Source organism: Candidatus Thiodiazotropha sp. AKAK2 (assembly GCF_058244685.1).
Map to the genome: position 1 here is coordinate 13,934 of NZ_JBSYOP010000036.1, position 24,496 is coordinate 38,429.

General features: G+C 54.4%; 24 protein-coding genes. 6 read left to right on the plus strand and 18 right to left on the minus strand.

The window, feature by feature from the left end:
- Positions 1-7 precede the first annotated feature (7 nt).
- Entirely contained in the window at positions 8-262 is a 255-nt protein-coding gene (rpsP, locus tag AC4IE8_RS18135) for a 30S ribosomal protein S16 (RefSeq protein WP_068988028.1), read from the minus strand.
- Between the two features lie 350 nt (positions 263-612).
- Complete coding sequence (gene ffh, locus AC4IE8_RS18140) at positions 613-2,010, minus strand: signal recognition particle protein (protein WP_490791647.1); 1,398 nt, start codon at positions 2,008-2,010, stop codon at positions 613-615.
- A gap of 234 nt (positions 2,011-2,244) precedes the next feature.
- Between ffh and AC4IE8_RS18145 the strand changes: the two genes are divergently transcribed.
- On the plus strand, positions 2,245-3,039 hold the full coding sequence (locus AC4IE8_RS18145; RefSeq protein WP_068988026.1) for a cytochrome C assembly family protein: 795 nt from the start codon (positions 2,245-2,247) through the stop codon (positions 3,037-3,039).
- Between the two features lie 16 nt (positions 3,040-3,055).
- Here the strand turns inward: AC4IE8_RS18145 and fliT are convergent, their stop codons facing one another.
- From fliT to AC4IE8_RS18175, 6 genes are all read right to left on the minus strand, one after another.
- Positions 3,056-3,373: a flagellar protein FliT gene (gene fliT / locus AC4IE8_RS18150; protein ID WP_490791648.1), complete on the minus strand. Its 318-nt coding sequence runs from the start codon at positions 3,371-3,373 to the stop codon at positions 3,056-3,058.
- Between the two features lie 40 nt (positions 3,374-3,413).
- Complete coding sequence (gene fliS, locus AC4IE8_RS18155) at positions 3,414-3,839, minus strand: flagellar export chaperone FliS (protein WP_083218255.1); 426 nt, start codon at positions 3,837-3,839, stop codon at positions 3,414-3,416.
- 43 nt (positions 3,840-3,882) lie between these two features.
- Entirely contained in the window at positions 3,883-5,244 is a 1,362-nt protein-coding gene (gene fliD / locus AC4IE8_RS18160; RefSeq protein WP_068988024.1) for a flagellar filament capping protein FliD, read from the minus strand.
- Between the two features lie 39 nt (positions 5,245-5,283).
- Positions 5,284-5,673, minus strand: coding sequence for a flagellar protein FlaG (locus AC4IE8_RS18165; RefSeq protein ID WP_490791649.1), 390 nt, complete (start codon positions 5,671-5,673; stop codon positions 5,284-5,286).
- Between the two features lie 67 nt (positions 5,674-5,740).
- Positions 5,741-6,514 carry a flagellin gene (locus tag AC4IE8_RS18170; protein ID WP_068988023.1) on the minus strand — a complete coding sequence of 258 codons (774 nt, stop codon included), beginning with the start codon at positions 6,512-6,514 and terminating at the stop codon, positions 5,741-5,743.
- Positions 6,515-6,864: 350 nt separating this feature from the next.
- Positions 6,865-7,605, minus strand: a complete 741-nt coding sequence (locus tag AC4IE8_RS18175) for an SDR family oxidoreductase (RefSeq protein WP_068988022.1) — start codon at positions 7,603-7,605, stop codon at positions 6,865-6,867.
- 114 nt (positions 7,606-7,719) lie between these two features.
- Here AC4IE8_RS18175 and AC4IE8_RS18180 point away from each other — a divergent pair, with 114 nt between their 5' ends.
- From AC4IE8_RS18180 to AC4IE8_RS18195, 4 genes are all read left to right on the plus strand, one after another.
- Positions 7,720-8,340 (plus strand): TetR/AcrR family transcriptional regulator, encoded by a 621-nt coding sequence (locus tag AC4IE8_RS18180; protein WP_068988021.1) that lies wholly within the window; start codon positions 7,720-7,722, stop codon positions 8,338-8,340.
- 289 nt (positions 8,341-8,629) lie between these two features.
- The gene (locus AC4IE8_RS18185; protein ID WP_490791650.1) at positions 8,630-8,950 is read left to right on the plus strand and encodes a hypothetical protein; all 321 of its coding nucleotides are present in this window, start codon (positions 8,630-8,632) and stop codon (positions 8,948-8,950) included.
- A 275-nt stretch (positions 8,951-9,225) separates the two neighbouring features.
- Complete coding sequence (locus tag AC4IE8_RS18190; RefSeq protein WP_490791651.1) at positions 9,226-10,602, plus strand: efflux RND transporter periplasmic adaptor subunit; 1,377 nt, start codon at positions 9,226-9,228, stop codon at positions 10,600-10,602.
- Between the two features lie 9 nt (positions 10,603-10,611).
- A complete protein-coding gene (locus AC4IE8_RS18195; protein WP_490791652.1) occupies positions 10,612-13,749 on the plus strand; it encodes an efflux RND transporter permease subunit in 3,138 nt (1,045 codons plus the stop codon).
- A 111-nt stretch (positions 13,750-13,860) separates the two neighbouring features.
- Here AC4IE8_RS18195 and AC4IE8_RS18200 read toward each other — a convergent pair whose 3' ends face one another.
- The 10 genes from AC4IE8_RS18200 to flgF all read right to left on the minus strand — a co-directional run bounded on the left by AC4IE8_RS18200 (position 13,861) and on the right by flgF (position 23,194).
- Positions 13,861-15,105 (minus strand): DUF2325 domain-containing protein, encoded by a 1,245-nt coding sequence (locus AC4IE8_RS18200; RefSeq protein WP_490791653.1) that lies wholly within the window; start codon positions 15,103-15,105, stop codon positions 13,861-13,863.
- Positions 15,077-15,340 (minus strand): ATP dependent RNA helicase, encoded by a 264-nt coding sequence (locus tag AC4IE8_RS18205; protein ID WP_490791654.1) that lies wholly within the window; start codon positions 15,338-15,340, stop codon positions 15,077-15,079. The genes AC4IE8_RS18200 and AC4IE8_RS18205 overlap by 29 nt, the downstream gene beginning before the upstream one ends.
- A gap of 87 nt (positions 15,341-15,427) precedes the next feature.
- Positions 15,428-15,601, minus strand: coding sequence for a hemin uptake protein HemP (gene hemP / locus AC4IE8_RS18210; protein WP_490791655.1), 174 nt, complete (start codon positions 15,599-15,601; stop codon positions 15,428-15,430).
- Positions 15,602-15,935: 334 nt separating this feature from the next.
- Complete coding sequence (flgL, locus tag AC4IE8_RS18215) at positions 15,936-16,841, minus strand: flagellar hook-associated protein FlgL (protein ID WP_068988016.1); 906 nt, start codon at positions 16,839-16,841, stop codon at positions 15,936-15,938.
- 3 nt (positions 16,842-16,844) lie between these two features.
- Entirely contained in the window at positions 16,845-18,806 is a 1,962-nt protein-coding gene (gene flgK, locus AC4IE8_RS18220) for a flagellar hook-associated protein FlgK (protein ID WP_490791656.1), read from the minus strand.
- A gap of 20 nt (positions 18,807-18,826) precedes the next feature.
- Complete coding sequence (gene flgJ, locus AC4IE8_RS18225; RefSeq protein WP_068988014.1) at positions 18,827-19,756, minus strand: flagellar assembly peptidoglycan hydrolase FlgJ; 930 nt, start codon at positions 19,754-19,756, stop codon at positions 18,827-18,829.
- Positions 19,756-20,832 carry a flagellar basal body P-ring protein FlgI gene (locus AC4IE8_RS18230; protein ID WP_490791781.1) on the minus strand — a complete coding sequence of 359 codons (1,077 nt, stop codon included), beginning with the start codon at positions 20,830-20,832 and terminating at the stop codon, positions 19,756-19,758. Before AC4IE8_RS18230 ends, flgJ begins: the two co-directional genes overlap by 1 nt.
- A gap of 52 nt (positions 20,833-20,884) precedes the next feature.
- Positions 20,885-21,598: a flagellar basal body L-ring protein FlgH gene (flgH, locus tag AC4IE8_RS18235; protein ID WP_490791657.1), complete on the minus strand. Its 714-nt coding sequence runs from the start codon at positions 21,596-21,598 to the stop codon at positions 20,885-20,887.
- A gap of 12 nt (positions 21,599-21,610) precedes the next feature.
- On the minus strand, positions 21,611-22,396 hold the full coding sequence (flgG, locus tag AC4IE8_RS18240; protein WP_068988011.1) for a flagellar basal-body rod protein FlgG: 786 nt from the start codon (positions 22,394-22,396) through the stop codon (positions 21,611-21,613).
- 57 nt (positions 22,397-22,453) lie between these two features.
- Positions 22,454-23,194, minus strand: coding sequence for a flagellar basal-body rod protein FlgF (gene flgF / locus AC4IE8_RS18245; RefSeq protein ID WP_068988010.1), 741 nt, complete (start codon positions 23,192-23,194; stop codon positions 22,454-22,456).
- A gap of 924 nt (positions 23,195-24,118) precedes the next feature.
- Between flgF and AC4IE8_RS18250 the strand changes: the two genes are divergently transcribed.
- Positions 24,119-24,475, plus strand: a complete 357-nt coding sequence (locus tag AC4IE8_RS18250) for a DUF2956 domain-containing protein (protein ID WP_490791658.1) — start codon at positions 24,119-24,121, stop codon at positions 24,473-24,475.
- Positions 24,476-24,496 lie beyond the last annotated feature (21 nt).

Below are 24,496 nucleotides of genomic sequence, written 5' to 3' on the forward strand. Positions count from 1 at the left end.
AATCCTGTCAGGCAGCCTGCTGCTTGGCAGCCTGTTTCAGCAGGCTTGCAACGCGCTCGCTGGGCTGCGCGCCCTTGGAGACCCAGTGCTCAATACGATCCTGATCGACACGCAGCTCCTCTTCACCACCGACAGCACCGGGATTGAAGAAGCCCAGGCGCTCGATGTAGCGGCCGTCGCGAGCATTGCGGCTGTCTGTGACAACAATGTGGTAGAACGGACGCTTCTTAGCACCAGTTCGAGATAGGCGTATGGTTACCATGATGTACCCTTGAAAATTTGTTAACACACCGGACCGGCCGGCGGGAAACGGCGTATTATAGCTAAGATTGCCCCAATGTGAAGACCCAAATCGGCATTTTTTAGCGCCTATAGCCTAAACCACCCCTTATATAAATAGCCTATAGGGTGAATGGCGCTTAACTTAAGGCATTTACGCCCCAATTTTACTGGAGATGCAGGACCAGCCTGAAGGTTAACCGCCAATCACCGCGAATGTACCCATTGGAGGCTGTAATTTGAAAGCTATTCGCAGCATTTTACGGTTATTGGCGGTCATTTGCGGCTTATTCGGATAAGTTAACCATTCTCCCACAGGGCCGTTTAGGGCAGTCAGAAGGGGAATCCACCGCCACCACCGGGCATGCCGCCGCCAGGCATACCACCCCCGGGGAATCGGCCGCCCAGTCCGCGCATCATCTTCTTCATGCCGCCACCCTTCATCTTCTTCATCATCTTCTGCATCTGGGTGAACTGTTTCAGCAGCTTGTTCACATCCTGCACCTGGGTGCCTGAACCGGCAGCGATGCGGCGTTTTCTTGAACCCTTGATCACTGCGGGAAAAGCGCGCTCATGGGGGGTCATCGAGTTGATGATCGCGATCAGGCGCCCGACCTGTTTGTCATCCACCTGATTTTTCACATGATCGGGCAGCTCGCCCATACCGGGCAGCTTATCGAGCAGCCCACTCATGCCACCCATTTTGGACATCTGCAGCATCTGCTCCTTGAAGTCCTCCAGATCAAAGCCTTTGCCTTTCTGCAGCTTCTTAGCCAGCTTGGCAGCCTTGTCCTGGTCGACCTTGCGGCTGACCTCCTCCACCAGGGTCAGCACATCGCCCATACCGAGAATCCGCGAGGCGATACGATCCGGATGGAAAGGCTCCAGGGCATCGGTCTTTTCCCCGACACCGATGAACTTGATCGGTTTGCCGGTAATCTGTCGGATCGACAGGGCCGCACCGCCCCGCGCATCACCGTCCGCCTTGGTGAGAATCACACCGGTCAGTGGCAGGGCATCGTTGAAGGCCTTGGCGGTATTCGCCGCATCCTGACCGGTCATGCTGTCGACCACGAACAGGGTCTCAACCGGACTGAGTATCTGATGGAGCTGCTTGATCTCCTCCATCATCTCTCCGTCCACATGCAGACGACCGGCGGTATCGACGATCAGCACCTCGGCAAAATCCCGCTTCGCCGTCTCCATCGCCCGCTTGGCGATTTTAACCGGCTTCTCATCGCCCTGACTGGGGATGAAATTGGCTTCCACCTCTTTGGAGAGCGTCTGCAACTGGTCGATCGCAGCGGGACGATAGACGTCACAGCTGACCACACTGACCTTCTTTTTACCTTCTTGCTGTAACCAGCGGGAGAGCTTGGCGACACTGGTGGTTTTACCGGAACCCTGCAGACCAGCCATCAGGATCACCGCTGGCGGCTGGACGGTCAGATCGAGAGACTCGTTGGCCTCACCCATCACCTGAACCAGTTCATCGTTGACGATTTTGATCAGGGTCTGGCCCGGGGTGAGGCTCTTCATCACCTCTTCGCCCATCGCCTTCTGCTTCACCTGATCGACAAACTCCCGCACCACCGGCAGCGCTACATCCGCCTCGAGCAGAGCCATGCGCACCTCACGCATGGTCTCCTTGATATTCTCTTCCGTCAGGCGGCCCTGGCCCCGTAAATTGGTCAGAACCTTGCCCAGTCTTTGTGTCAGATTGTCAAACATATCCGTCTCGAGTCCGCTTGAATTTCCACTTCGACACTGAGGATATCGTCTCCTCAATCAACAGCGCCGGGTGCATCGAACCGGTGATTATATACCAGCTCGAGCCATCTGCTCCCGTAAAATCTGCTTTTGCCGCAAAGAAGTTGGCAGGTGTTGAACATCTCCCTTTCACAGCAGCAGTCAAATGTGCGAATATCCGGCCTAAGTTGATTGATTTCAAGAGAAGTTTCACCTTTGACCGCAACACTCGCCATTATCGCCTACCTGGCATCGGGAACCGTCATCGCACTGCGCCTGTTCAACGGCCGCATTGGTTCAGGTTTACCCAGGTCACTGGCCCTGGGTCTGGGCTTTCTGGGTATCCTGCTGCACGCAATCCCCCACTACCAGAATCTGATGGCCGCGTCGGGATTCAATATGGGTATTTTCAATGCCATGTCGTTGATTGCCTGGACCATTGCACTCCTGCTGCTGATCTCAAGTCTGACCAAGCCGGTTGAGAATCTAGGCATTTTCATCATGCCGATTGCCGCCATAGCGATCTTTCTGGAGAACCGCTATCAGACGGTCCATTTTCTCAGTGGCCAGCTCTCTTCCGGACTGACCATACACATCCTGGTCTCGATGCTCGCTTACAGCCTGTTTACCCTGGCCAGTGTTCAGGCGGTGCTGCTGGCGATTCAGGATCACCACTTGCGCCAGCGCCATCCGGGGGGCTTTATCCGCGCCCTGCCGCCACTGCAGACCATGGAGAGCCTGCTGTTCGAAATGATTGCAGTGGGCTTTGTATTGCTCAGTCTGGCCCTGCTCTCCGGATTCGCATTTCTGGAAAACATGTTTCAGCAGCAGCTGGCGCACAAAACCATCCTGTCGATTATCGCCTGGCTGGTATTTGGAACCCTGCTGTGGGGACGTTACCGGTTCGGCTGGCGTGGACAGAAGGCCCTGATCTGGACTCTGAGCGGATTTGTGGTGCTGATGCTGGCCTATTTCGGCACCAAAGTGGTCCTGGAGCTGATCCTCGGCTAGCCCGTCGGCTCAATTCCTAGTCAAAAGAGTTCTTCTTATAGGCCGAGAGCGCCTGCCGGCCGACCTTGAGTGACTTACCCTGCCGGTTCAGTTTGCCTCTGGCATCAGCACAGAACACCAGAGCCTGCTCGTTGAGATCAACAATCTTTCGCAACTGGGGTTCATAGTGATCAGATTTCAGCTGGAAATCCGCATCGCTGAAGATGGATTCGAGAAGGATAATCCGCTGTCTGTCCGCCTGTTCCATTTCACTCCAGGCAGCCTCCTGTGCCAGCGTGCATATCTTCTGGCTCAGTTCAAGCGCCTGGCTGAGATTTTGCTGAAGCTGAGACACGCAATAGGCCCCCCACAGTCAGATTGGAGAAGGCAAGCCGCTACAGATCTCTAACCACATCCTTGATATTGGACGCATTCTGGATCACTTCCGGCATGGCATCCCAGGCGGTCTTGATCTCTTTCAACAGGGAGATCACTTCATCGAGGGCGTCCACATCCTGTTCAACATTCGCAGTGAAGAGGCGACGGATCATGTAGTCGTAGAGCATATCGAGATTGTTGGCGATCTCGCCACCCTGTTCAAAATCCAGGGCGCCGCGTAAGGCATCGATCACCGAGATCACCCACTTGATTTCATTGTTACGGGCCTCATGCTCCTTGCGGATAATCGAGCCTCTGGCATTCGCCATGCCGTCCAGCGCACCGGTCATAAGCATCTGTACCAACCGAAAAGGGGTAGCATACATCGCCTCGGATGAGGCTGCTTGACGATAACTGTTGATAGCCGGATTCTTTACCATCATTCTACCTTCTTGGTGGTCGATTAAAGTCTAACCCTAAACCAGGCTAGTTGTTACTGTTATTCAATGACGAAAGCTGATTGGTCAGATACTCACTGGTACTGGTCAACACCGCCATGGTCTGATCGAGTGCGGCAAACTGCTCAATGAGCTTGGCCTCAAAAGTCTGCAAACGCAACTCCTGACGTTCGATCTGAGTCTGCACAGAGTCTTTCTGACTGTTCAGGGTCTCATTCTTGCTGTCCAGCAGCCCCCCCACTTGCAATAACGACTCGGTATAGTTGTAGAACCTGGTCGCATAGCCCGTGGTTGCTTCAGAGAGTATCTGTGTCACTCTATTGAAGTCATCGGCCAGGATGGTGGAAAGTTCACTACTATCGACCGATAAAACGCCATCTCTGTCCCGGGTGATGCCGATTTCAAAGAGATAGGCCGTATCACCAGCGATATCCACGGTCTGGTTGATGACATCGACAAAACCCTGCTTGATACGCCGTAGACTGCTGTCATTATAGAGAGAACCTGCTTCCAACTCATCGATCTTGGAGATCAGGGTATTGTAGGCATCGACAAAACCGCTGATTCGCTCTTCGATCTCGGTATTGTCGCGGGTGATATTGATGGTGGATGAACCGGCACCGGTCAGACTCAGGGTCACACCGGAAATGGCGCTGGTTACTGTATTCGAGGCACCCGTGATGCTGAATCCATCAATGGTCAGGATCGCATCCTGGGCGGTATCAATCTGTTCGGCCAGGCCGTCACCGCCCACGCCGATGTGAAACAGCCTGGACAGGCCGTTGGCATCCGTATTACTGGCATCGTCACCATCCGCCACACTGACTGTGATGGCGCTGGCCAGACCCGACTCTTCACTGGTCAGAATCAGACGACTTCCGGATGTTTCATTAAGAATCGTTGCGGTAACCCCAGGGTTGTCGGTGGCGCTGTTGATCGCATTCCGGATATCCGTGAGGGTGTTGTTGGATCCATCCAGCACGAGATCCATGGTATTGCCGTCGACGGTGATCGACAGGGTACCTGTACCGACGGCCGTGATGGCATCCGCATAGGCCGAGGAGGCAATCTTGTCGCGTTCCGCCAACTGGGTGACCACGACATCATAACTGGACGGTACCGCAGAGGAGTCTGCAGAGACGGTGAGCACCGCCTCTTCGGTTGAGGTGGCATTAAACGCAGCAAAACCGGTGGAGCTGGTCAGCTCTTCAACGGTGGAATTGAAGGTATCGATGGCACTTTTGACCAGCCCGAAGTCGCTGATCTTCTCATCGATCTCTTTTTCACGTGATTGCAGGGTGGTCAGGGGCCGACTTTCGATCTGCAACAGCTGGTTGATGATCGAGTTCCAGTCGGACCCTGTACTTATCCCTGAAAAGCCTATAGTCATCTCAGTTATGCCCCTCTTAACAAGTGAGCAGTTTCAATCTTAAAACTTGTCGTCCAACAGTACGCCTTGAAGCATCCCTTCTGTGGCCTTTTGAACTTGAGATATAACATGCAAGATCTGGTCCGAAGGCACCTGACGGATCACCTTTCCAGTCTCGGAATCGATGACTCTCAGTACCTGCTGCCCGGTTTCATCGTCCACGCTGAACTCCAGATCCCTTGAGACGAGCTGATTCAGATTCTCTACCTTACTGGCCAGCTCAGAGGGATCAATCGCAGACTTTTCTTCCAGTGCTTGATCTTGTTTCGGTGAGATTTTTACCGGCTCGGAACTCTTCGGTTGTATCTCAACGCTACTCTTGCCATCAGTACTGGGAACGTCACGTTTATAGGCGTATTGATTGGCCAAATCAGTGATTACGTTTGGCATGGTCATACCCTACTGTATATGTTCCAAGTTTAGCACCCGGGGGCGGCGAGCGCCCCCGGACCCTACCTTACTGCAGCAGGCTCAATGCCAACTGAGGAATCGAGTTGGCCTGGGACAGGGCTGCAACACCTGCCTGCTGGATAACCTGAGCACTGGTGAATTTCGCTGTTTCGCGGGCGAAATCAGCATCCATGATACGTCCGGCAGCAGCATATTGCGCTTCTTCCATACTGGCGGCAACACGGCCGGCCTGTTCCAGACGACTCTGCAGCCCACCAATGTTGGCAAGTGCAGTTGAAACCGCGTTGAGGTCGGCATCAGCCGTTGCGGTATTGGAGATCGCAGCGGTACGGGCTGCCAGGGCGGCAACTGAAATGTCGATGGTTTCAGTTGTGTTTGCACCGACCACGATGGTGCCGCCGCCACCGAATACGGCGGTGCCGTTGAAGGTCGCACGACCCAATGAAGCGGTGATTTCTGCGGTAAGCGCATCAAATTCAACAGACATCAGAGCCTGCTGTGCTGCGGTGTAGAGACCACTACCGTGTTGTACGGAGAGCTCACGTTGACGCTGAATCATGTCACTGACTGACTGCAGGGTTGCATCCGCAACACCCAGGAAGGATGTGCCGTCAGCAATGTTACGCTGTGCTACGGTCAAACCGCGAGCCTGTGCAGTCTGCAACTGGGCGATCGCCAGACCGGCGGCGTCGTCTTTCGCCATGTTGATGCGAAGACCGGAGGAGAGGCGTTGAACGGAAGTTTGAAGATCGGATTGTGTACGATTCAGGTTTTTCTGTGCGGCAAGGGAAAAAACGTTAGTGTTGACTGTGATTGCCATGACTAATTCCTCTATCTATACCGATGATGGCATCTATGATTAAGCGCTCGATCACCGGCGATTTGCATTTAGCGGATATACCATTCAATTGTTGGTATTTACCGCCTCCGCTATTTGTAACGGCCTCAAGGCGGAGAACTTTAACCTGAATTGTCTTTTAAGAAGTAGATGACTTTAACAGCCATACATTTATAACCAATTGTTTTTTATTGATTTTAAACCCAGCATAGCCCGACCAAAACGAACCGGCAATGATCTTGTGCTTTAACTTCCTGCCGCTTTGCCGGCAATAACTGCCGGCTCACGGGCAAAATAAATCCGCTTTTTTAGGCCCATTAAGACGGATGGATTCAACCGGCCATCAGATCTGCCTCGACAATATTTTTCGCAAATTCATGATAGACACCGCCAATCTGCTTGGCCATGGTATCCGGGAAGGCATGAAACTCGCCCGACTCGATGGCTGCAAGGATGCACTGGGGCACCAGCTCAGCCGGTTCGGCAAGCTCACTCAGGCCGGCACTGTTGGCCATGTCGGTGGCAATCGGTCCGGGGTGTACGCTGACTACCTGGGTACCCTGCTCTTTCAACAGATCACGCAATCCCTGGGTGATGGAGTAGGCAGCCGCCTTGGACGCTGAATAGGTGGCAAAATCGGCAAAGTTCTTCATCGACGCGACTGAATTGAGCTGCACCAGCACCCCGCCCCCACTGGCTTTCAAGATTGGCGCGAAGGCCTGGGCCATGCGCATCAAGCCATAGACATTCACCTCCATCTCATCCTGCAGCGCCACCACGGCATTGCTCGCCAGGGGATTGGCTACGTTCAACATACCCGCATTGTTGACGACAATCTCTACATCAGCAGCAACCGTTGCGGCCTCGATAATGGTCTCCGGCTGATGCAGATCTATCTGTAGGGGTACCAATTGATCGCCATAGATTTCTGATAACGGGCCAAGAGATTCCGTTTTGCGTGCAGCGGCGTAGATTTTCTTTGCGCCGGCTTTGAAAAACTCTTCCACAATGCTCCTGCCGATACCCCGATTGGCTCCGGTCACCAGCACTACCCGATCTTTTACTGAATTCATCGATAGATACCTCGAAATAATAGGGTTATTTTGTACCGATCGGTACATATTGAAAAACTATACCGATCGGTACATAATGTCAAGCATCAACAGCAAAAAGCCAAAGAGCATGCAATGAGTGTTGGCCGGAAGAGATCATTCGATAAGTCAGAAGCGCTGGACAAGGCGATGCGCCTGTTTTGGGAGAACGGCTATTCAGGTACCTCAGTCAGCGATCTGACCGAACAACTGGGCATCAACAAACCGAGCCTCTATGCAGCCTTTGGCAACAAGGAACAGCTCTTTCAGTCGGCATTGGAGCGTTACATGGCCCGCTACGCTGCACCTCTGCTCGAGCAGCTCACCACGCCTGACGAAAAGCCATTGGCTCAGCGCGTACGCCACTATATGAATAACATCATCGAATTGGTCAGCGACACGAGCTCCCCGAAGGGCTGCCTGTATGTAAAAAGTAGCTGTGAAGCAGGTGGGACCGGCATACCTGAGGAGATAACCCAGTCACTGCAAAACATGGGGCTTGCGTCCCAGCAGGTTCTCACCACCCTGTTCGAACAGGAACAGCGTCAGGGACGACTTTCAACCACAGCTGAACCAAAGGTCCTGGCAGACTATCTGATGTCTGTTTTATATGGGATTTCAGTATTGGCCAGGCAAGGCAGACCAAAACAGGAACTCAGCACCATTGTTGAAATGACAATAAAAACCCTGTCTCTGCAATCTGCTGACACGGCTTAGGGCCTGTTAACACTAATCCAATACGCCCTGTTGTGCCTGAAAAAGTGCCAATCAAGGCGCGAGGAGCGTAGTTTGGTTGTTCCAAATGAGCAACGAGCAACGCGGAATGGCGCTTTTTCAGGCGCAACCCGAAGAGCTGGGGCTGTTTTTGCGCCCAGCAGGGAGTATTGGATTAGTATTCACAGACCCTAGTTCCTGTTGCAGGACAATCCGCTTAGGTCTAACCTATAAATTCATCTGTTTACAAACCGGGGCCTGATAGCACTTATCAGCCGATACAAGCCAATCCATGTCATCTGTTCGGAAATTCATTGCTGTCATCATCGTGCTCTCCCTGGGTGGGCTTTCAACCGCCTGGGCCTATGACACACATATCGTGGATTCCATCGATCATCAACATACGCTAGCTCAGACAGACACGGGACTAGCCCATGATGAAGCCGATCATGACGACGATCATTGCTGCCATCTTGGCATTCACCTGATCGGCATCAGGAATGTGTCCCACCCGGTTATAAAAATCACTCAATCCATGCTGCAGACCCGACTTTCCCCCAACCTTTTTGTCAGTCTGACAACAGCGCCTCCTCTGAGACCCCCTCAATCCTGAGACCGACCAATGGACTGCTGCGCCGGTTTGCGCAGTGATTGTTTGGACAGACTTGATCAGACCTTGCCTAGGTAAATTCAACTCATGGATGTCCAAGTGTGTCTATTGAGTTGTCTGTTCTGCAATCATTCAGCCGCTTGAATCAGGGGCAGTTTTCCGCCCATTCGTTGTCCGCAGGTTCTGCGTGCCATCAAGCACTGCTGGTGTTGATCTTTTACCACCCGGCTGCCGGGTAGATGCAGGCAACTCCCGATCCCAGAAACGGGAGAATTTGTATGAAATCTCTAACCATTTCAGGCCTCCTGGTGATGTGCCTCAGCTATGCTGCCAATCAACCGCAAGGCGCCTGGTTCCTGTCATCGGCCCGCGCGGATGAGCAGCCGGCTATCGATGATCAGCACTCAGATGCAGAGCATCAGCATGAGATTGAGGATCACGACCATCAACACCATGCCTCTGAGCCCGATCATCCACATGATCATGCTGAACAGAATCATGATCACACATCTCAGCACAGCTTTGAAGAAAGCGACCATGGGCAGGGGGGAGAGGATGACCACTCCGAGCATAACCACCCTGATGAAGAGGCGATCCAACTAACGCCGGAGGTGATCAAAGAGTTTGGCATCGAGGTCGGTGTTGCAACCCGTGGCAACATCAGCCGCACATTGCATCTATCGGGAGAGGTCATCTACAACGCCGACCGCATCGCCCATGTCAGCCCGATGGTCGCCGGTAGAGTACAACAGGTAAACGTATCGGTCAGCGACCAGGTGGAGGCGGGTCAGGTGATGGCCGTTCTGACCAGCCGGGAGCTGGCTGCCACACGCAGTGACTACCTGGCCGCAGTAGCCCGTCTTGAACTCGCCCGGGAGAATCATCTGCGCAATAAGCGGCTGCTGTCGGAAAAAGTGGGCACCAAGCGGGATGCCGATGAGTCGCGTCAGCTCTACCGGGAGGCGGTCATTGCCCGCAACCAAGCTGTCAACAGCCTATATGCCCTGGGCTTCACCAAGCAACAGGTCGCAGAGATAGCCGAGCTCGATGTAACCAGCTTCAGTGCCTATCAGTTGACAGCGCCGTTGAGCGGCATCGTCACCGAGCGCCATATCACGATTGGCGAGGTCATCGGACAGGATGGTGCTGATGTACCCTTTGTGGTCGCCGACCTCTCATCCGTCTGGATCAACCTTACAGTCTACCAACGGGACCTGCCCCTGGTGAGGCGCGGACTGCCGGTAACCATCCGTTTCGGCGAACAGATTCCCGACGCACAAGGACAACTCGCTTTTATCAGCCCTGCGCTGGATGAGACCACCCGGACAGCAACCGCCCGGGTGGTCGTGGAGCAGCTGCACGAAGCCTGGCGCCCTGGCTTGTTTGTCTCCGGTGAAATCGAGGTGAGTGGTGATGAGACAGCCCTGCTGGTACCTGCAACCGCCCTCACCGAGATGGATGGCAAGCACTTGATGTTTATCCTAACGGAAGCGGGCTTCGAACCCAGGGAGGTCAAAACTGGCCGCTCGACCCCCCAGGTCGTGGAGATTATCGACGGCCTTGCCGAAGACGAACACTTTGCGTTGAACAATGTATTGGCCTTGAAGACCGAGATTGACCGTGCTGCGCTGGAACATGCCGGCCACACCCATTAGGACTCCCTCATGATTGAAAAGCTGATCGACTTTGCTTTGCATAACCGCTTGCTGGTGGTGGTCATGGTGTTGCTGGTAATGGGGGCAGGCTATCGCTCCTACGACCAACTGCCGGTGGATGCCTTCCCCGACGTCTCACCCAACCTGGTGCAGGTGTTCACCATCACCGAAGGCCTGGCGCCTGAGGAGATCGAACGTTACGTCACCTACCCGGTGGAGGTCTCCATGACCGGACTGCCGGGCATCCGGCAGATACGCAGCATCTCCAACTTCGGGCTGTCTGTGGTGAGCATCTACTTCGAGGATGATATGGATATCTACTTCACCCGCCGCCTGGTGAGCGAGCGTCTACAGGAGGCGCGGGAGGAGATTCCCGAAGGTTTTGGTGAACCGGAGATGGGGCCTATCGCCACGGGTATGGGTCTGATCCTCTATTACTACCTGGAGGACACCTCAGACAGATACAGCCTGGCAGAGTTACGCACCATGCAGGACTGGATCGTCAAATATCAGCTGCAGACAGTACCCGGCGTGACCGAAGTGCTCGGCATCGGCGGCCATGAAAAACAGTTCCAGGTCAATATCGATCCCCAGGCCCTGCTGCGCTACAACCTGTCGCTGCACGACATCATCCTGCGTATCCAGGAGAACAACGTCAATGTGGGCGCCCAGTTTCTGAGCATCAACGCGGAAGAGTTTGTGGTGCGCTCCGAAGGTCTGGCTCATGGTGTGGATGACCTGGCAAACATTGTGGTGAAAACGGATGACGGCCGCCCGGTCTACCTGCGTGATGTCGCCGACATCATGGTGGGTGGCGCGATCCGCCGTGGCCTGCAAACACTCAATGGCGAGAAAGAGGTGGTCGCAGGCATGGTGGTGCAGCTCTACGGCACCAATGCCTCAACGGTTATTGAACGGGTAGAGGCAAAGGTCGAACAGATACAAAAGGCACTGCCCCAGGGAGTCCGAATCGTCCCCTACTACGAACAGAGTGAACTGGTGAGGGCCTCGGTCTCTACGGTGCAAAATGCCCTGTTGCAGGGGATTGTCCTGGTGGCCATTGTACTGCTTGTCTTTATGGGGGGGTTGCGACCCTCTCTGGTGGTGGCCTTGTCGATCCCGTTCTCTGTCTTGTTCGCCACTCTGGCGATGGGCCAGTTCGGTATATCCGCCAATCTGATGTCCCTCGGCGGGCTTGCCATAGCCATTGGCATGATGGTGGATGGAGCCATTGTGATGGCGGAGAACGTGGATCGTCTGCTGCACAAAACCGATCCCAACGAGTCCCGGCATCAAACCGTCGCCCGGGCCTGTCGCGAGGTGGCACGACCCATACTGTTCGCCATCACCATCGTGGTAATCGTTTTCCTACCCCTTTTCACGCTGCAAGGGGTGGAGGGTAAGACTTTCCGTCCACTCGCCTACACCGTGGCATTGGCGATGCTAGGATCACTGATATTCGCCCTGATAGCAGCACCAGTATTTTCCGAACTGTTGATGCGCCGGCGCAAATCCTGGCAGCAACAGCATACGACTCAGGATGACCGCAGACAGAGGGGGGAACCGATTATTGTGCGAACGCTGCTCTACTTCTACCAACCGCTACTACACTTTTTCCTGCGCAACCGCTGGTTCGCTGTAGCGCTCTCCCTGATCCTGCTACTGACCGGAGCACGTGTCTTCACACAACTGGGTATGGAGTTCACCCCCAGGCTGAATGAGGGTGATCTGATCGTCAACCTGACCATGGCGCCATCAATCTCCCTGCAGGAAACCAAACGGCTGACCATGATCGCGGAGCGGCGGATGATGCAGATTCCGGAAGTCGAATCGGTGGTGAGTCGTATCGGCCGCGGCGAAGTGGGTGCCCACGCAGACCCAATCAACACGGTTCATGCACTGGTGGTGCTCAAGCCGATTGAAGCCTGGCGGCCGGATATCGATCAGGCGGCGATTGAAGCAGAACTGCGCCACCGACTGTCGGGGCTGCCCGGCATCCTGGTCAACCTGACCCAACCGATCCAACTCACTGTCGATGAACTGGTGGGTGGGGTGAAGGCTGAGCTGGCCGTCAAACTCTATGGTGATGACCTGCAAATCCTCAAACGGTATGCAGATGAAATTGCTGCTCTACTGCTGACGATTCCCGGTGCCGAAGATGTGCAGACCGAACAGCTCATCGGCTCACCGCAACTGCTGATCCGTCCCAAACGAGAAGCCCTGGCCCGCTACGGTATCAATCTGGTCGATGTCCAGGAGACCATTCGCGCCGCGATTGGAGGCGTCACCGCTGGTCAGGTATTCGATGGGGTTCGCCGCTTCGATATCTATGTTCGTTACCAGGAAGAGCAGCGCCGCACTGTGGAGGATGTCGCCAGGTTGTTGGTGACTGCACCCACAGGTGAAAGGTTGCCACTTGGGCAATTGGCATCCATCAAGACCCTGATTGGCCCGCGACAGATCACCCGGGAGAACAACCAGCGCTTCGCCACGGTGCAGGCGAATATCGTAGGCCGGGACATCGGCAGCTTTGTCGCACAGGCACAACGCAGACTCGAACAGGATATCCAGCTACCACCCGGTTATCTGATCAGCTGGGGAGGCCAGTTCGAGCTGGCACAGCAGGCCAACCAACGTCTTGCACTGGTCGTGCCTATTACCCTGGGTCTGATCTTTCTGCTGCTCTATATGAGCTTCGGTTCAATCCGCAACTCCCTGCTGATTCTGCTGAATATCCCTCTGGCATTGGTAGGCGGTGTAATCAGCCTCTGGCTGTTGGGTGAAAACCTGTCGGTACCGGCCTCAGTGGGTTTCATCGCTCTGTTTGGTATCGCTCTGACCAACGGCATGGTATTGGTTACCTATTTGAACCAACTGGTACGACAGGGCCTCCCCATTGAAGAGGCCTGCAAGCAGGGTGCTTCACAACGCTTGAGGCCAGTATTGATGACCGCTATAACCACGGCCCTGGGATTGATCCCCCTGCTGCTGGCCAGCAGCACAGGTAGTGAGGTGCAAAGACCCCTGGCTGCCGTAGTAATTGGCGGTTTGCTTACCTCCACGATACTGACACTGCTCGTAGCACCGGCCATGTATCAGTGGTTTGCACTCCGAACCGATAAGCCCCGCAAACTGAAGGGTGAGTGAATGATTTAAAAGCCAGGCATACAATGCCATCTCCTAAAAAAAACCTGACTCTGTAAACTCTGTGGGCAGAGGGTTCTGCCCTAGGGCCTGTTAACACTAATCCAATTGGCCCTAATACTGAGCGACAAGCTGTAAACCGTTTAACAGGCTGGAAACGCCGCAACTTCGCAATGGAATAAACTGGGTATTATTGCGTTTACAGCATCGTTTGACTCTCAGGCAGGCATCGTGGCTGATACAGTTAACCGGACAGAAAACCACATCGGCACCGGTCACTTTTTTATCCAGATTGGCACGGCTATCTTCCACACCACCGTCATGATGGATAAAACTGCCGCAACACCCCTCCACCACAGATCTCAGGTGGGGCGCCAGGGATCGGCGACCGCCAATATAAACCACCTTACGACCGCTCAGATTCGGCACCGTTTTAGTCGGCTGAGGGTTGCCGTTTAAGTGTTGCACCAGTTGAGCAAGATTGTGCTCACTTTGCTTCAACTGCTCGCGGGTTTCCAGCAACAGTTCATTCAGTGCCGAGTGCTGTGCACTCTGTTCATCCAGTGCCTGGCGAGTGGTGGCAAGGTTCTGTGTCAGCCACTCGTTTCGGGATTGCAGACGCTCATGACGTGATTCAAGGGTCTGATTATCCGGTGTAAGTTCGACCTCCCGATTGGTAACGAGATCCTGGCGTAGTTTGGTTACCTGAGATTCCAAGGCTGCTATTCTTTCATCCCGTTCCACCAAGTGCAGATCATGGATTGCCCGTTGCTTTTTCAGGGTGGTGCTTAGCTCATCGTTTTCAGCCTCCAGCAGGGGGATACGGGCCAGGGCTTTGCGATGGGACCTTCCCGACAGGTGTGAAAGCATATGGACTTCACCATAGACCCGATCGGAGAGTGGCTTGCTCATCAGTGGATGTGTGATGACTGCCCAGAGCATGCCGGGGATTTCATCATCTGCCAGAGCCTGTTCCCAGTGTGCTGCAAGCTCCTGCTCGCAGCTTACCCTGGATAGCTTTTTCAGATGCCGCTGATAGCGTTTATCGAGTAATTTTTGCAGATTCCTGGTAACCCGACTCTTCTCCCCCGCCGCATGGGCCAGAGTCACGTGATAATCAAAGTCACTCGACTTCACCTCCATCACAACACCGGCTTGGCGTATCACCCGCTTTAAATCTTCTATCGTCAGGCAAGTACCGATCACCGGACAGTGCAGGCGATCTTCAAGTTCCCAGAGCTTACGGCGTTGCGGCTTAGCAAACTGTTTGAAGATTCGAGGCTTTTGCATCGACGGCGATTGATTTTCATCACTCAGACACATCAGACCATCACCCCTCGACTGCGGCCGGGTTGCCATCCGCAAGTACACGCCACATCTGAAGTGTGCGGCGATAAGCACAGACGACTCCGCCTGACTCAATTGATTCAGGATGGCTACAGAGCGCTTCAATGTGAGTTACGATGGCACGCGCCATTTTCTTTGAACGGGAGACCTGGTAACGCCAGATCAGAAATCCGATTCGGGATTCGATTAACTCAGGCTCCATCTGTTGAAAAAGCTGGGATATGGTTTCTGATTTCATTAATGCCATGCCAATCTCCTTAAGTTTATTGGAAGGAATCTGGCTGGCTGGTGGGCACAAACAATACCCGCGGCTGGCGTGAACCTTAAAATGCTGTCATTTAGTCAATAGCAACTTACCCTGACGGGTAATACGCAGAATATACTCATCTCCATTGTGCACAATCACCAATCGACTCTGGCCTTGTAGCAGAGACTCACTGCTTAGACGTGGAATAGAGATGGGTGTGTCGGCTTGTTTAGTATCCGGTTTGGGATCAATCTGCTGCATAGGCCTTCTCTCATCTACATAATTACATTCTATGTAAATGATAATCATTATCATTTATTTGTCAATCAAAAAACCCAATTTCTGATTGATGAAAAGGCTGGATTTCAGACCTAGTGTACCTCGTCATAGATTCTGTACCATTCAGCAAATCGGCAAGGGGCTAGCCGCAAGCCACGCCTTGATCTGGCGTATTGGGGTGGCTCTGAATGGTACAGAATCTATGACGAGGTACACTAGAGCACGAATCGGCAGAAGAAGTTAAACGCAAGGCACAGAATTACCCCGGTACCTTGCTCAGTTCGCAGTGAGAAGCACCCTTTGGCGAAAAAAGCGATCAGAGATAGTTGAACAGCGACAGGCTCTGCACCATATTGAAGGATTGCTGCGCCGCCTGAAGCGCCAGCATCTCCTGCTCAAAGCGACTCACCGCCTCGGCCAGATCGATATCCTCGATCTCCGAGAGGGAGCTCTGCATGGTGAAGATGAAATCCTCATTGACCCGGCCCTGATCCTCGATGGAGTTGAGTCTTGCCCCGCCCCGGGCGCGTACAGCGCCGATCTGCTCATGGGCGGCATGGATGTCATCGATAAAGGCCGCATTGGGTGCATCGGCCTCAAGGCCGGCAATAATCCCATGCACCGTCTCGAACAGGTTGCGCTGGCCACCGGCGCTGGTGGTCAGATTCATAAACACATCGTAGCCGTTCTCCCGGTCCTGAATCTGCCGGGTGGCGGAGATCTGGATGGTTCTGACACCCATATCCCCGGAGTAGGCAAACACCCCGTCAGCCGGATTGGTGAAAGGAATCGAATCCGCATTGTAGCCGGCGAAAATAAACTCGCCGTCACTGTCCTGGGTGTTGGCCAGGGCCATCAGCTCATCGTTCAGCTGCCTCAGCTCCTGGGCGATGGCGATTCTCTGTTCCGCAGAGTAGGTATCACTCTGTCCCTGCAGGGTGAGTTCCAGCACTCTGGGCATGATATCTTCCACGCCGGCGAGGGTTGCCTCCTGCAGATCCAGCCGGGCCCTGGCCCGGTCTGCATTGGCCTGATACTGCTCCACCTGGGTAATCGAGGTCTTCAGATTCAGCGCCTGGGCGGCCGCAGGCGGATCATCCCTCGGGCTCAATATGCGTTTGCCGGAGGAGATCTGCAACTGTGCGCGACTCAGAGCGGATTGGCGCTCCAGCATGCTGTTTATGCCGCGACTGAATAGTATGGAAGTTGAGACGCGTTCCATAGATTATCTCCCAACTGCACCCAGCAGTGTGTCAAATAGGGTACTGGCCACTGAAATTACCTGTGCCGACGCCTGGTAGGCCTGTTGATACTGAATCAACTTACCGGCCTCCTCATCCAGATTGACGCCAGAGACCTCGGCCATGGCCTCTTTGGTGCGGGTCAACAGACTCTCCTGGGCGGAGAGATTGAGTTCCGCATGGCGGGTCTTTGAACCCACATCGGAGACCATCGAGACATAACTCTCATCGATGGTGGAGGTGCCACCCAGCAGTACGCTCTGGTTCTGCACACTGACCAGACCCAAGGCATTGCGGTTGTCGCTGGTGCCACTGGTATTGTTGCCAATGATGAAGGTATCGCCATCGTCCGGCACGCCCGAGATGGTAAAACTGATATCACCGTACAAGGGGAAAGTGGCGCCAGGCACCTGAGTACCGGCAACCGTTGCGGTATTCAGATCATCATAGGTGATGAAATCGTCGAATGGATCCACACCAGGAACCGAGCCGGGGTAGTAGACCTCGAAGCCACTGGTCGGGCCACCCTGGTCATCATAGACCAGCTGGATGGAGCCACTGGCCAGAGGCAGGCCGGTCATGCTGGTATTGGCAGGTTGGGTGATGCCGGCATTACCCGTATTCAGTGGATTGCCGTTGGCATCCACCGCCGGTGCAACTCTGAGTGGCGAGGCGGCAGCCAGACGCTGAACATCATCGAACAGCAGATTGAAACTCTGCGCCGCGTTGCGGGTCGGCTGGATGATGAAGGTATCCCCGGGGGTCGCGCCAACCGCATTGATATCGATATCAACACCATCGACCGTATTCAGTCCGGCGGCCAGCACTTGGGTCGCACCGCTGTTCATATTGCGCAGGGTGAAATCAACCCCGTCATAACTCAACTCATAGCCGTCGCCGGTGAGGCTGCTCACATCATTGATCGTGGCGGTGATGGAACTGCCATTGCCGGGCCGTGGAAAGACGTCAACCGTTCCCATGCCGAACATGGCCGTTCCGGTCAGCCCTTCAAGATCGAGACCCAGTTGATTCTGGTTGTTGATCTCTTCGGCGATACCCAGGGCAACCAGGCCTACCCGGTTCTGAGTCGGATCGAGAATCTCATCGCGGAATCGGAGCATGCCACCGATCTCACCACCACTCATCTGATCGGTAACCACCTGGGTTCCGAAGGTATAGTTGAAGGTGATCTCCAGATGACTTGGATCCATGGTTGAAGGTTGGGTGCCCAAAGTCGCCGCATCGGTATCCATGACCAGGGGCTGCCCCTTTCCGATGAATACATTGAAGGCGCCATCGGTCTGTTCCAGAACCTGAATATCGACCAGCTCCGCCAGTTCATTGACCAGTTGATCCCGCTTGTCCAGCAGATCATTGGGGGTACTGCCATAGGCCATCTTGATATCGGCGTTGATCTCGGCAATCCCTTCGGCTATGCGATTGATCTGACCGATGTTGTAACCGATCTGATTATTGATCTGGTTACGCATGCTGTCGAACTGCTGATCGAAATATTGGAACCGGTCGGCCAGTGCGGCCGCCTCGGTGAGGACCAGCTGACGCGCCGGGATCGAGGCTGGATCATCCGCCATCCCCTGCAGCGCATCGAAATAGTTCTGAATCACCGGCTGCAATCCGGCATCCGCATTGGCCACCAGATCATCCAACTGCTTGGCCCCTTCGAAATAGGCCTGTAGCTCGGAGGCCACCGAGGAGCTGGCGCGCATCTGGCCGGCAATAAAATCATCGTATTGACGACGAACTTCGGAGGCATCGACACCACTGCCGATAAAACCCACGGCACTCTGGCTCGGCAAACGGGTGGCAAAATCGATCCGCTGACGGCTATAGCCATCCGTATTCACATTGGCAATGTTGTGACCGGTGGTATCCAGAGCCAGCCGAGTGGCGACCAAGCCGGAGACACCTATGGACTGTAAACTCACCTTACTCGCCTCCTATTTCGCTATATCGGCTGACTGGCTGAACTCTTGACATGGTCCAGCGCCGCCTGCATTTCCGGCCCCTCCATCACCCGCAGGATCTTCTCCGCGTATTTGGGGTCGGTGGCGTAGCCCGCATCCTGCAGCGCCTGGAAATAGGCAGCCGTATCCTGGGTGCTGTCGAGGGCTTCGCGATATCTTGGATTCTGTTTGAGAAAGGCCACATAGTCCTGGAAACTCGAATCGAAGGAGTCATAGCTGCGGAAATATTCGCGTCGGCGAACCGCCACATCTTCCTGATACTCCAGGGTCTCGTTACGTATCCGCTCCCCATCCCAGCGCTGGTCCGCTTTGATGCCGAACAGATTATGGCTGTTGTTGCCATTGGCAGCAGAGATCATATGACTGCCCCAACCTGTCTCCAGAGCCGCCTGGGCCAGTAGAGCCTCTGTGGGTAGACCCAATTCCGTAGCAGCCGCTTCAGCCGATGACCAGAGGGTTGAGATAAAGCTCTCGGGAGATTCGATCTTCGCTGTTGCCTGCAGGTTTGGCTCAGCCGCGTCAGCCGGCGGCTTATTGGTCACATGCCGGCGGGCCAGAGTGGCCGGGTTGTTCCAGTAGCTGTCCAGGCCGGAGAGCTCTGGTGCCGCTACCTGGGTCTCGCCACCCAGTTGACGGCGCAGCATGGGGGTCATACCCAGCCCCTGTTTCTCCGCCAGATGGACCGCCAGCTGCTGGTCATACATATCCTGGGCAAAACGAGTCTGCTTGCTGTCGAACACCCCGCCGCCAAAGCTGGCCTGACGCATCTGCTTGACCATCATCTGGATGAATACAGACTCGAACTGCCGGGCCGCCTTTTCAGCGGTTGCCCCCTGATCCGCCCGGGCCTGGTGTTTCAGCTCAGCCAGTCCGGAAAAATCGTGATAGAGGGAGGGAGAGACGTTGTTCATCAGATTACCAGCAACTCTGCGCGCAGAGCGCCGGCCTCTTTCAACGCCTCAAGAATAGCCACCAGATCACTGGGAGCGGCGCCCACCTGATTGACGGCACGCACTACCTCATCAAGTGAAGCACCGGGATTGAAGAGAAACATATGGTTCTGCCCCTCTTCGGTCACAGTGATCTGGCTTTGGGGAACCACTTCGGTGTTACCACCGCGGGAGAACGGCGCCGGCTGGGAAACCGCCGGATCCTCGCTGATGCTGACCACCAGGTTGCCATGGGATACCGCTGCGGGATAGACCCGAACCTGATTGTTGATCACCACGGTACCGGTCCTGGAGTTGACAATCACCTTGGCCGAGGCGACACCGGGTTTGACTTCAAGCTCTTCGAGCATGGAGATGAAGGTGACCTTCTGGCCCGGATCGATCGGCGCATTGACCCGGATGGAGGTGGAATCCACCGCCTTGGCGGTACCCGGGCCGATGGTCAGGTTGATCGACTCGGCGACCCGCATTGCGGTGGTAAAGTCACCATCATTCAGATTCAGGGTCAGCAACGGCGCCTTGTTGAAACTGTTGGGGACTTCCCGCTCCACCGTCGCACCGTTCGGTATCCGCCCGGCACTGGGAATATTCACGGTCAGCTTGGAACCGTCCTGACCTTCCGCACTCAGACCACCCACCACCAGGTTACCCTGGGCCAGGGCGTAGTTGTTGCCGTCGGCACCTTTCAATGGAGTCATCAACAGGGTGCCGCCGCGCAGGCTTTTGGCATTACCCAGAGAGGAGACGGTGATATCGAGTTTCTGGCCGACTTTGCTGAATGGGGGCAGATCGCCATGCACGATTACCGCCGCCACATTCTTTGGTTTGATGTTGACCCCTTCAGGGATCTGCACCCCCAACTGGGAGAGCAGGTTTTTCAGGCTGTTGATGGTATAGGGTGAATCGGTATCCTTATCGCCGGTCCCGTTCAGCCCCACCACCAGACCGTAGCCGATCAACTGGTTGTTACGTACCCCCTGGATCGACGCCAGATCTTTGATGCGCTCAGCCAACAGGGGTTGTGCAGTCATCATCATGACGGCCAGAACCAGTAAGAAGCGTTTCACAAGAGCTTTCATCTCAGATACCTCAGAAGGGAGAGAGCACACTGTTGAAGAACCGGGAGAGCCAACCCATGGAGTTGGCATCCGCCAACGCACCTTCACCTTTATAGGTAATGGTCGGATCGGCAATACGAGTCGAGACGACGGTATTGGTGGGGGAGATGTCACTGGGCCGCACAATGCCGGAGAGCCGAACATACTCGGTACCCTGATTGATTCCGATACGCTTTTCACCACGCACGTAGAGATTACGGTTGGGCAGCACTTCAATCACCGAGACAGTGATACTGCCGCTCAGAGCGTTGCTCTGGGAGGCGCTGCCGTCACCGCTGAAATCATTCTCGGAGGCCAGATCGAATCCCAGGTTGACATCCTTGTTGTTGGCGATGGGCACGAATCCGGGCACATTGAACTCCATCGCCTGACCGAACAACGTCGGGCTGGTCAGGCTGTTGTTTGAACTCTTCGATGTTGAGGTAGAGGCGGATTTATTCGCCTGGGTGCTTTCAACCAGCTGCACGGTCAACAGATCGCCAACCCGACGGGCGCGCTGATCTTCAAACCAGGCATTCTCGTAACCCGACTGATAGATGGAGCCGTTGCCGGTAGGCGCCGGTGGCGGCAGCACTGGACGGATCGGCGCATAGGCGGCATCACGCACAGGGGCGCTGCTCTGGCAACCGACCATCGCCAACATCATCAAACCCAACCAGGAGATTTTGTGTAGTCTGCCCATCACCCCGTTATCCCGTTAAAGTTGCTGATTGACGTAGGAGAGCATCTCGTCCGTAGTGGAGATTGCTTTCGAGTTCATCTCGTAGGCCCGCTGTGTCTCGATCATATTCACCAGCTCTTCAACCACATTCACATTCGAGCTCTCCAACGCCCCCTGAATCAAGGTACCGGTACTGTCATTTCCGGGGATCGCCGTGTTCACCCCACCGCTGGCATTGGTCTCACGGAACAGGTTGTCGCCAATCGGCTCCAGACCCTGGGGATTGACGAAGTAGCCCAGTTCAACCTGACCGATCTGGGTCGGGGTACTGTTACCGGAAACCAGTGCCGAGACCACACCGTCTGAACCGACGGTCAGGCTGGTGGCGTTGCTGGGTACGGTCATCGCCGGCTGCAGTTCATAGCCGTTGGGGGTGACGATATTGCCGTCTGCCGTAAGACTGAAGGTACCGTCACGGGTATAGACGATATTGCCGTCCGGATGCAGTACCTGGAAATAGCCTTTACCCTGAACCGCCACATCGAGGGAGTTGCCGGTCTGTACGATATTGCCCTGGCTGTGCTCTTTCTGAGTCGCCACCACCCGCACACCGGTGCCGACCATCAGACCCGATGGCAGCTCGGTATTCTCAGAGGATTGAGCACCTACCTGACGCAGGTTCTGGTAGATCAGATCATTGAACACGGCCCTATCACGCTTGAAGCCGGTGGTATTTACATTGGAGAGATTGTTGGAGATCACAGACATGTTGGTCTGCTGAGCATCCAATCCGGTTTTAGCGATCCACAGTGCCGGGTACATAGTCTCTTCCTCGTTGCGTTACTGTTTAATAGGTATTGTGCAAATTGCCTGCCAACATCAGCTCATATTCATCAGGCTGGCCGATGCCTTATCCATCTCTTCGGCGTTTTTCATCATCTTCACCTGCAGCTCGAATTTGCGCGAAAGCTCAATCATGTTTACGAGAGCGTCAGCCACATTTACGTTGCTGCTCTCGATGCTGCCTGAAACCAGCTGGGTAGCGGCATCCGCGTCCGCCTCACCCCCCTCTTTCATGCGCAACAGACCATCTTCGCCTTTGTAGAGCGCGTCCCGTGGTGGATTGACCATCTTGACCCGGTCAACGATGGCCAGTGCTTCCGGGGTGGCGCCTTCGGGGAGAATCGTGATGGTGCCGTCCGGCGCGATCTCGAGACGCTCCATGGGCGGCAAGGCAAGCGGTCCACCATTGCCGATCACCGGCAAACCTTCGCCGTTCGTCACCAGGCCATTGGCATCCACTTTGAGATCGCCACGGCGAGTATAGGCCTCGGAGCCATCCGGGGCCTGTACAGCAAAATAGCCCTCGCCATTGATCGCCACATCCAGGGGATTGCCGGTGGTCTGCAGGCTGCCCTTGTGGAAATTGATGTCAGGGCGCTCGTCCAGGGCGTAGACCCGGGTGGGGTAACCGGGCCCAAACACAGGCATACTGCGGAACTGGTTGAGATCTTCCATGAATCCCGGGGTGTTCACATTGGCCAGATTGTTGGAGTTGCTCGCCTGTGCCATCAGCGTCTCTTTGGCACCGCTCATCGCGACGTAAAGCATGCGATCCATGGTTTGGCTCCTGTCTTGAAATCTTCACTTGGTCGACTTTGACAAGAACTCTGCAATTTACGGACCAGTCTGTAAAAACAGCTGCTTATGAAGATTGAAGATAGGAGTTAACGAGTATTTCAAGCAGACTTCAGAAAGGAGAAAGGGATTCATTCTGCCTAGGTCATCCCGGCACCAGCCCACTAGGGCCTGTTAACAAGAATCCAATAGGCCCTAGTGTCCGGAATAAATACGTTTCATCTAGCTGAAAGCAATCTAGCACTTAATTTTGCAAGGTATAAGCCAGGGCAGTGACTGACGATCAAAGATTCATAATCTGCACAAGGCCATAAAAAACAACCCTGAATGGTGCTTACTCAGACCCTATTTGGTGGGGCATGGCCCCACCCTACCATGGATTTCAGGGTGTAGGGTGGGGCTATGCCCCACCAAATAGGGTCTGATGAGAATATCTTCTGTTGAATGTCTGTAAAAAAGACCTCCACTCAACTGCTTGAAGATCCAAACCACCTATGAATGCTACTGAAAATCTCTGATCAACAACGATTCTCCATCACAACTGTTATCTGTTTTGTCGAAATAGTAGCTGACCGGATAACCATAAGTGGGATCAAATTGAGGATAAGCCCCCAACTCCTCCCTATCATTTATCTTTCCTTACTTAAGCTATACAATGAAATCCGTTCCTATATTGCCATAGATTCTACCTTTAAGGGATTACTGGCCTGTCGTTAACAAGCCCTACAACTTCTCACTGTTCGATATTCCATATCAACTTACTACCGCTGCCTCACCGTTATAAAGCCGGTTTACCGAATCGATAAAAAACTTGACCTAACACAAAATCGTATAACGTCATTTGAGATTCTAAAAAATCCAAAAATTCGCGATAATGTCACGACCATAATCAATTGATAAACACAGATGGCCAAAAGCAAAAACAACCAGACCCCCTCCCAAGAGACTGTAACTGAAGCCATGCAGATCGCCCGTGCCACTCAGCGCCCAGGTCAGACCAAGGAACAAACCAAACTGATCGCTATGGGTATCCAGAAAGGCATAGATCAGTACAAAAAGCAGCACAAGGCCAAGCTCAGGGAGATGGACAAACGCCGCAAGAAGGAACAACGCAGTAAACAGCCCGATGCTGAAACAACCGAGCAAGCTAATAACAGCAACGCTCTGCCGCAATCGCCCAATAAGCTGCCCTGGGTACTGCTCACACTCTCCTGGCTGCTGTTTGCCTCCTACCTGGTGGCTTCCCAGCTCTACACAGCCTGATCCGGATTATCAGACAATCGA

What these genes read in the sequence shown, in the direction of transcription:
- rpsP (WP_068988028.1), bottom strand. Translation starts at nt 262, where the DNA reads ATGGTAACCATACGCCTATCTCGAACTGGTGCTAAGAAGCGTCCGTTC.
- ffh (WP_490791647.1), bottom strand. Translation starts at nt 2,010, where the DNA reads ATGTTTGACAATCTGACACAAAGACTGGGCAAGGTTCTGACCAATTTA.
- fliS (WP_083218255.1), bottom strand. Translation starts at nt 3,839, where the DNA reads ATGATGGTAAAGAATCCGGCTATCAACAGTTATCGTCAAGCAGCCTCA.
- fliD (WP_068988024.1), bottom strand. Translation starts at nt 5,244, where the DNA reads ATGACTATAGGCTTTTCAGGGATAAGTACAGGGTCCGACTGGAACTCG.
- AC4IE8_RS18165 (WP_490791649.1), bottom strand. Translation starts at nt 5,673, where the DNA reads ATGCCAAACGTAATCACTGATTTGGCCAATCAATACGCCTATAAACGT.
- AC4IE8_RS18170 (WP_068988023.1), bottom strand. Translation starts at nt 6,514, where the DNA reads ATGGCAATCACAGTCAACACTAACGTTTTTTCCCTTGCCGCACAGAAA.
- AC4IE8_RS18175 (WP_068988022.1), bottom strand. Translation starts at nt 7,605, where the DNA reads ATGAATTCAGTAAAAGATCGGGTAGTGCTGGTGACCGGAGCCAATCGG.
- AC4IE8_RS18180 (WP_068988021.1), top strand. Translation starts at nt 7,720, where the DNA reads ATGAGTGTTGGCCGGAAGAGATCATTCGATAAGTCAGAAGCGCTGGAC.
- AC4IE8_RS18185 (WP_490791650.1), top strand. Translation starts at nt 8,630, where the DNA reads ATGTCATCTGTTCGGAAATTCATTGCTGTCATCATCGTGCTCTCCCTG.
- AC4IE8_RS18190 (WP_490791651.1), top strand. Translation starts at nt 9,226, where the DNA reads ATGAAATCTCTAACCATTTCAGGCCTCCTGGTGATGTGCCTCAGCTAT.
- AC4IE8_RS18195 (WP_490791652.1), top strand. Translation starts at nt 10,612, where the DNA reads ATGATTGAAAAGCTGATCGACTTTGCTTTGCATAACCGCTTGCTGGTG.
- AC4IE8_RS18200 (WP_490791653.1), bottom strand. Translation starts at nt 15,105, where the DNA reads ATGGCAACCCGGCCGCAGTCGAGGGGTGATGGTCTGATGTGTCTGAGT.
- AC4IE8_RS18205 (WP_490791654.1), bottom strand. Translation starts at nt 15,340, where the DNA reads ATGGCATTAATGAAATCAGAAACCATATCCCAGCTTTTTCAACAGATG.
- hemP (WP_490791655.1), bottom strand. Translation starts at nt 15,601, where the DNA reads ATGCAGCAGATTGATCCCAAACCGGATACTAAACAAGCCGACACACCC.
- flgL (WP_068988016.1), bottom strand. Translation starts at nt 16,841, where the DNA reads ATGGAACGCGTCTCAACTTCCATACTATTCAGTCGCGGCATAAACAGC.
- flgJ (WP_068988014.1), bottom strand. Translation starts at nt 19,756, where the DNA reads ATGAACAACGTCTCTCCCTCCCTCTATCACGATTTTTCCGGACTGGCT.
- AC4IE8_RS18230 (WP_490791781.1), bottom strand. Translation starts at nt 20,832, where the DNA reads ATGATGATGACTGCACAACCCCTGTTGGCTGAGCGCATCAAAGATCTG.
- flgG (WP_068988011.1), bottom strand. Translation starts at nt 22,396, where the DNA reads ATGTACCCGGCACTGTGGATCGCTAAAACCGGATTGGATGCTCAGCAG.
- flgF (WP_068988010.1), bottom strand. Translation starts at nt 23,194, where the DNA reads ATGGATCGCATGCTTTACGTCGCGATGAGCGGTGCCAAAGAGACGCTG.
- AC4IE8_RS18250 (WP_490791658.1), top strand. Translation starts at nt 24,119, where the DNA reads ATGGCCAAAAGCAAAAACAACCAGACCCCCTCCCAAGAGACTGTAACT.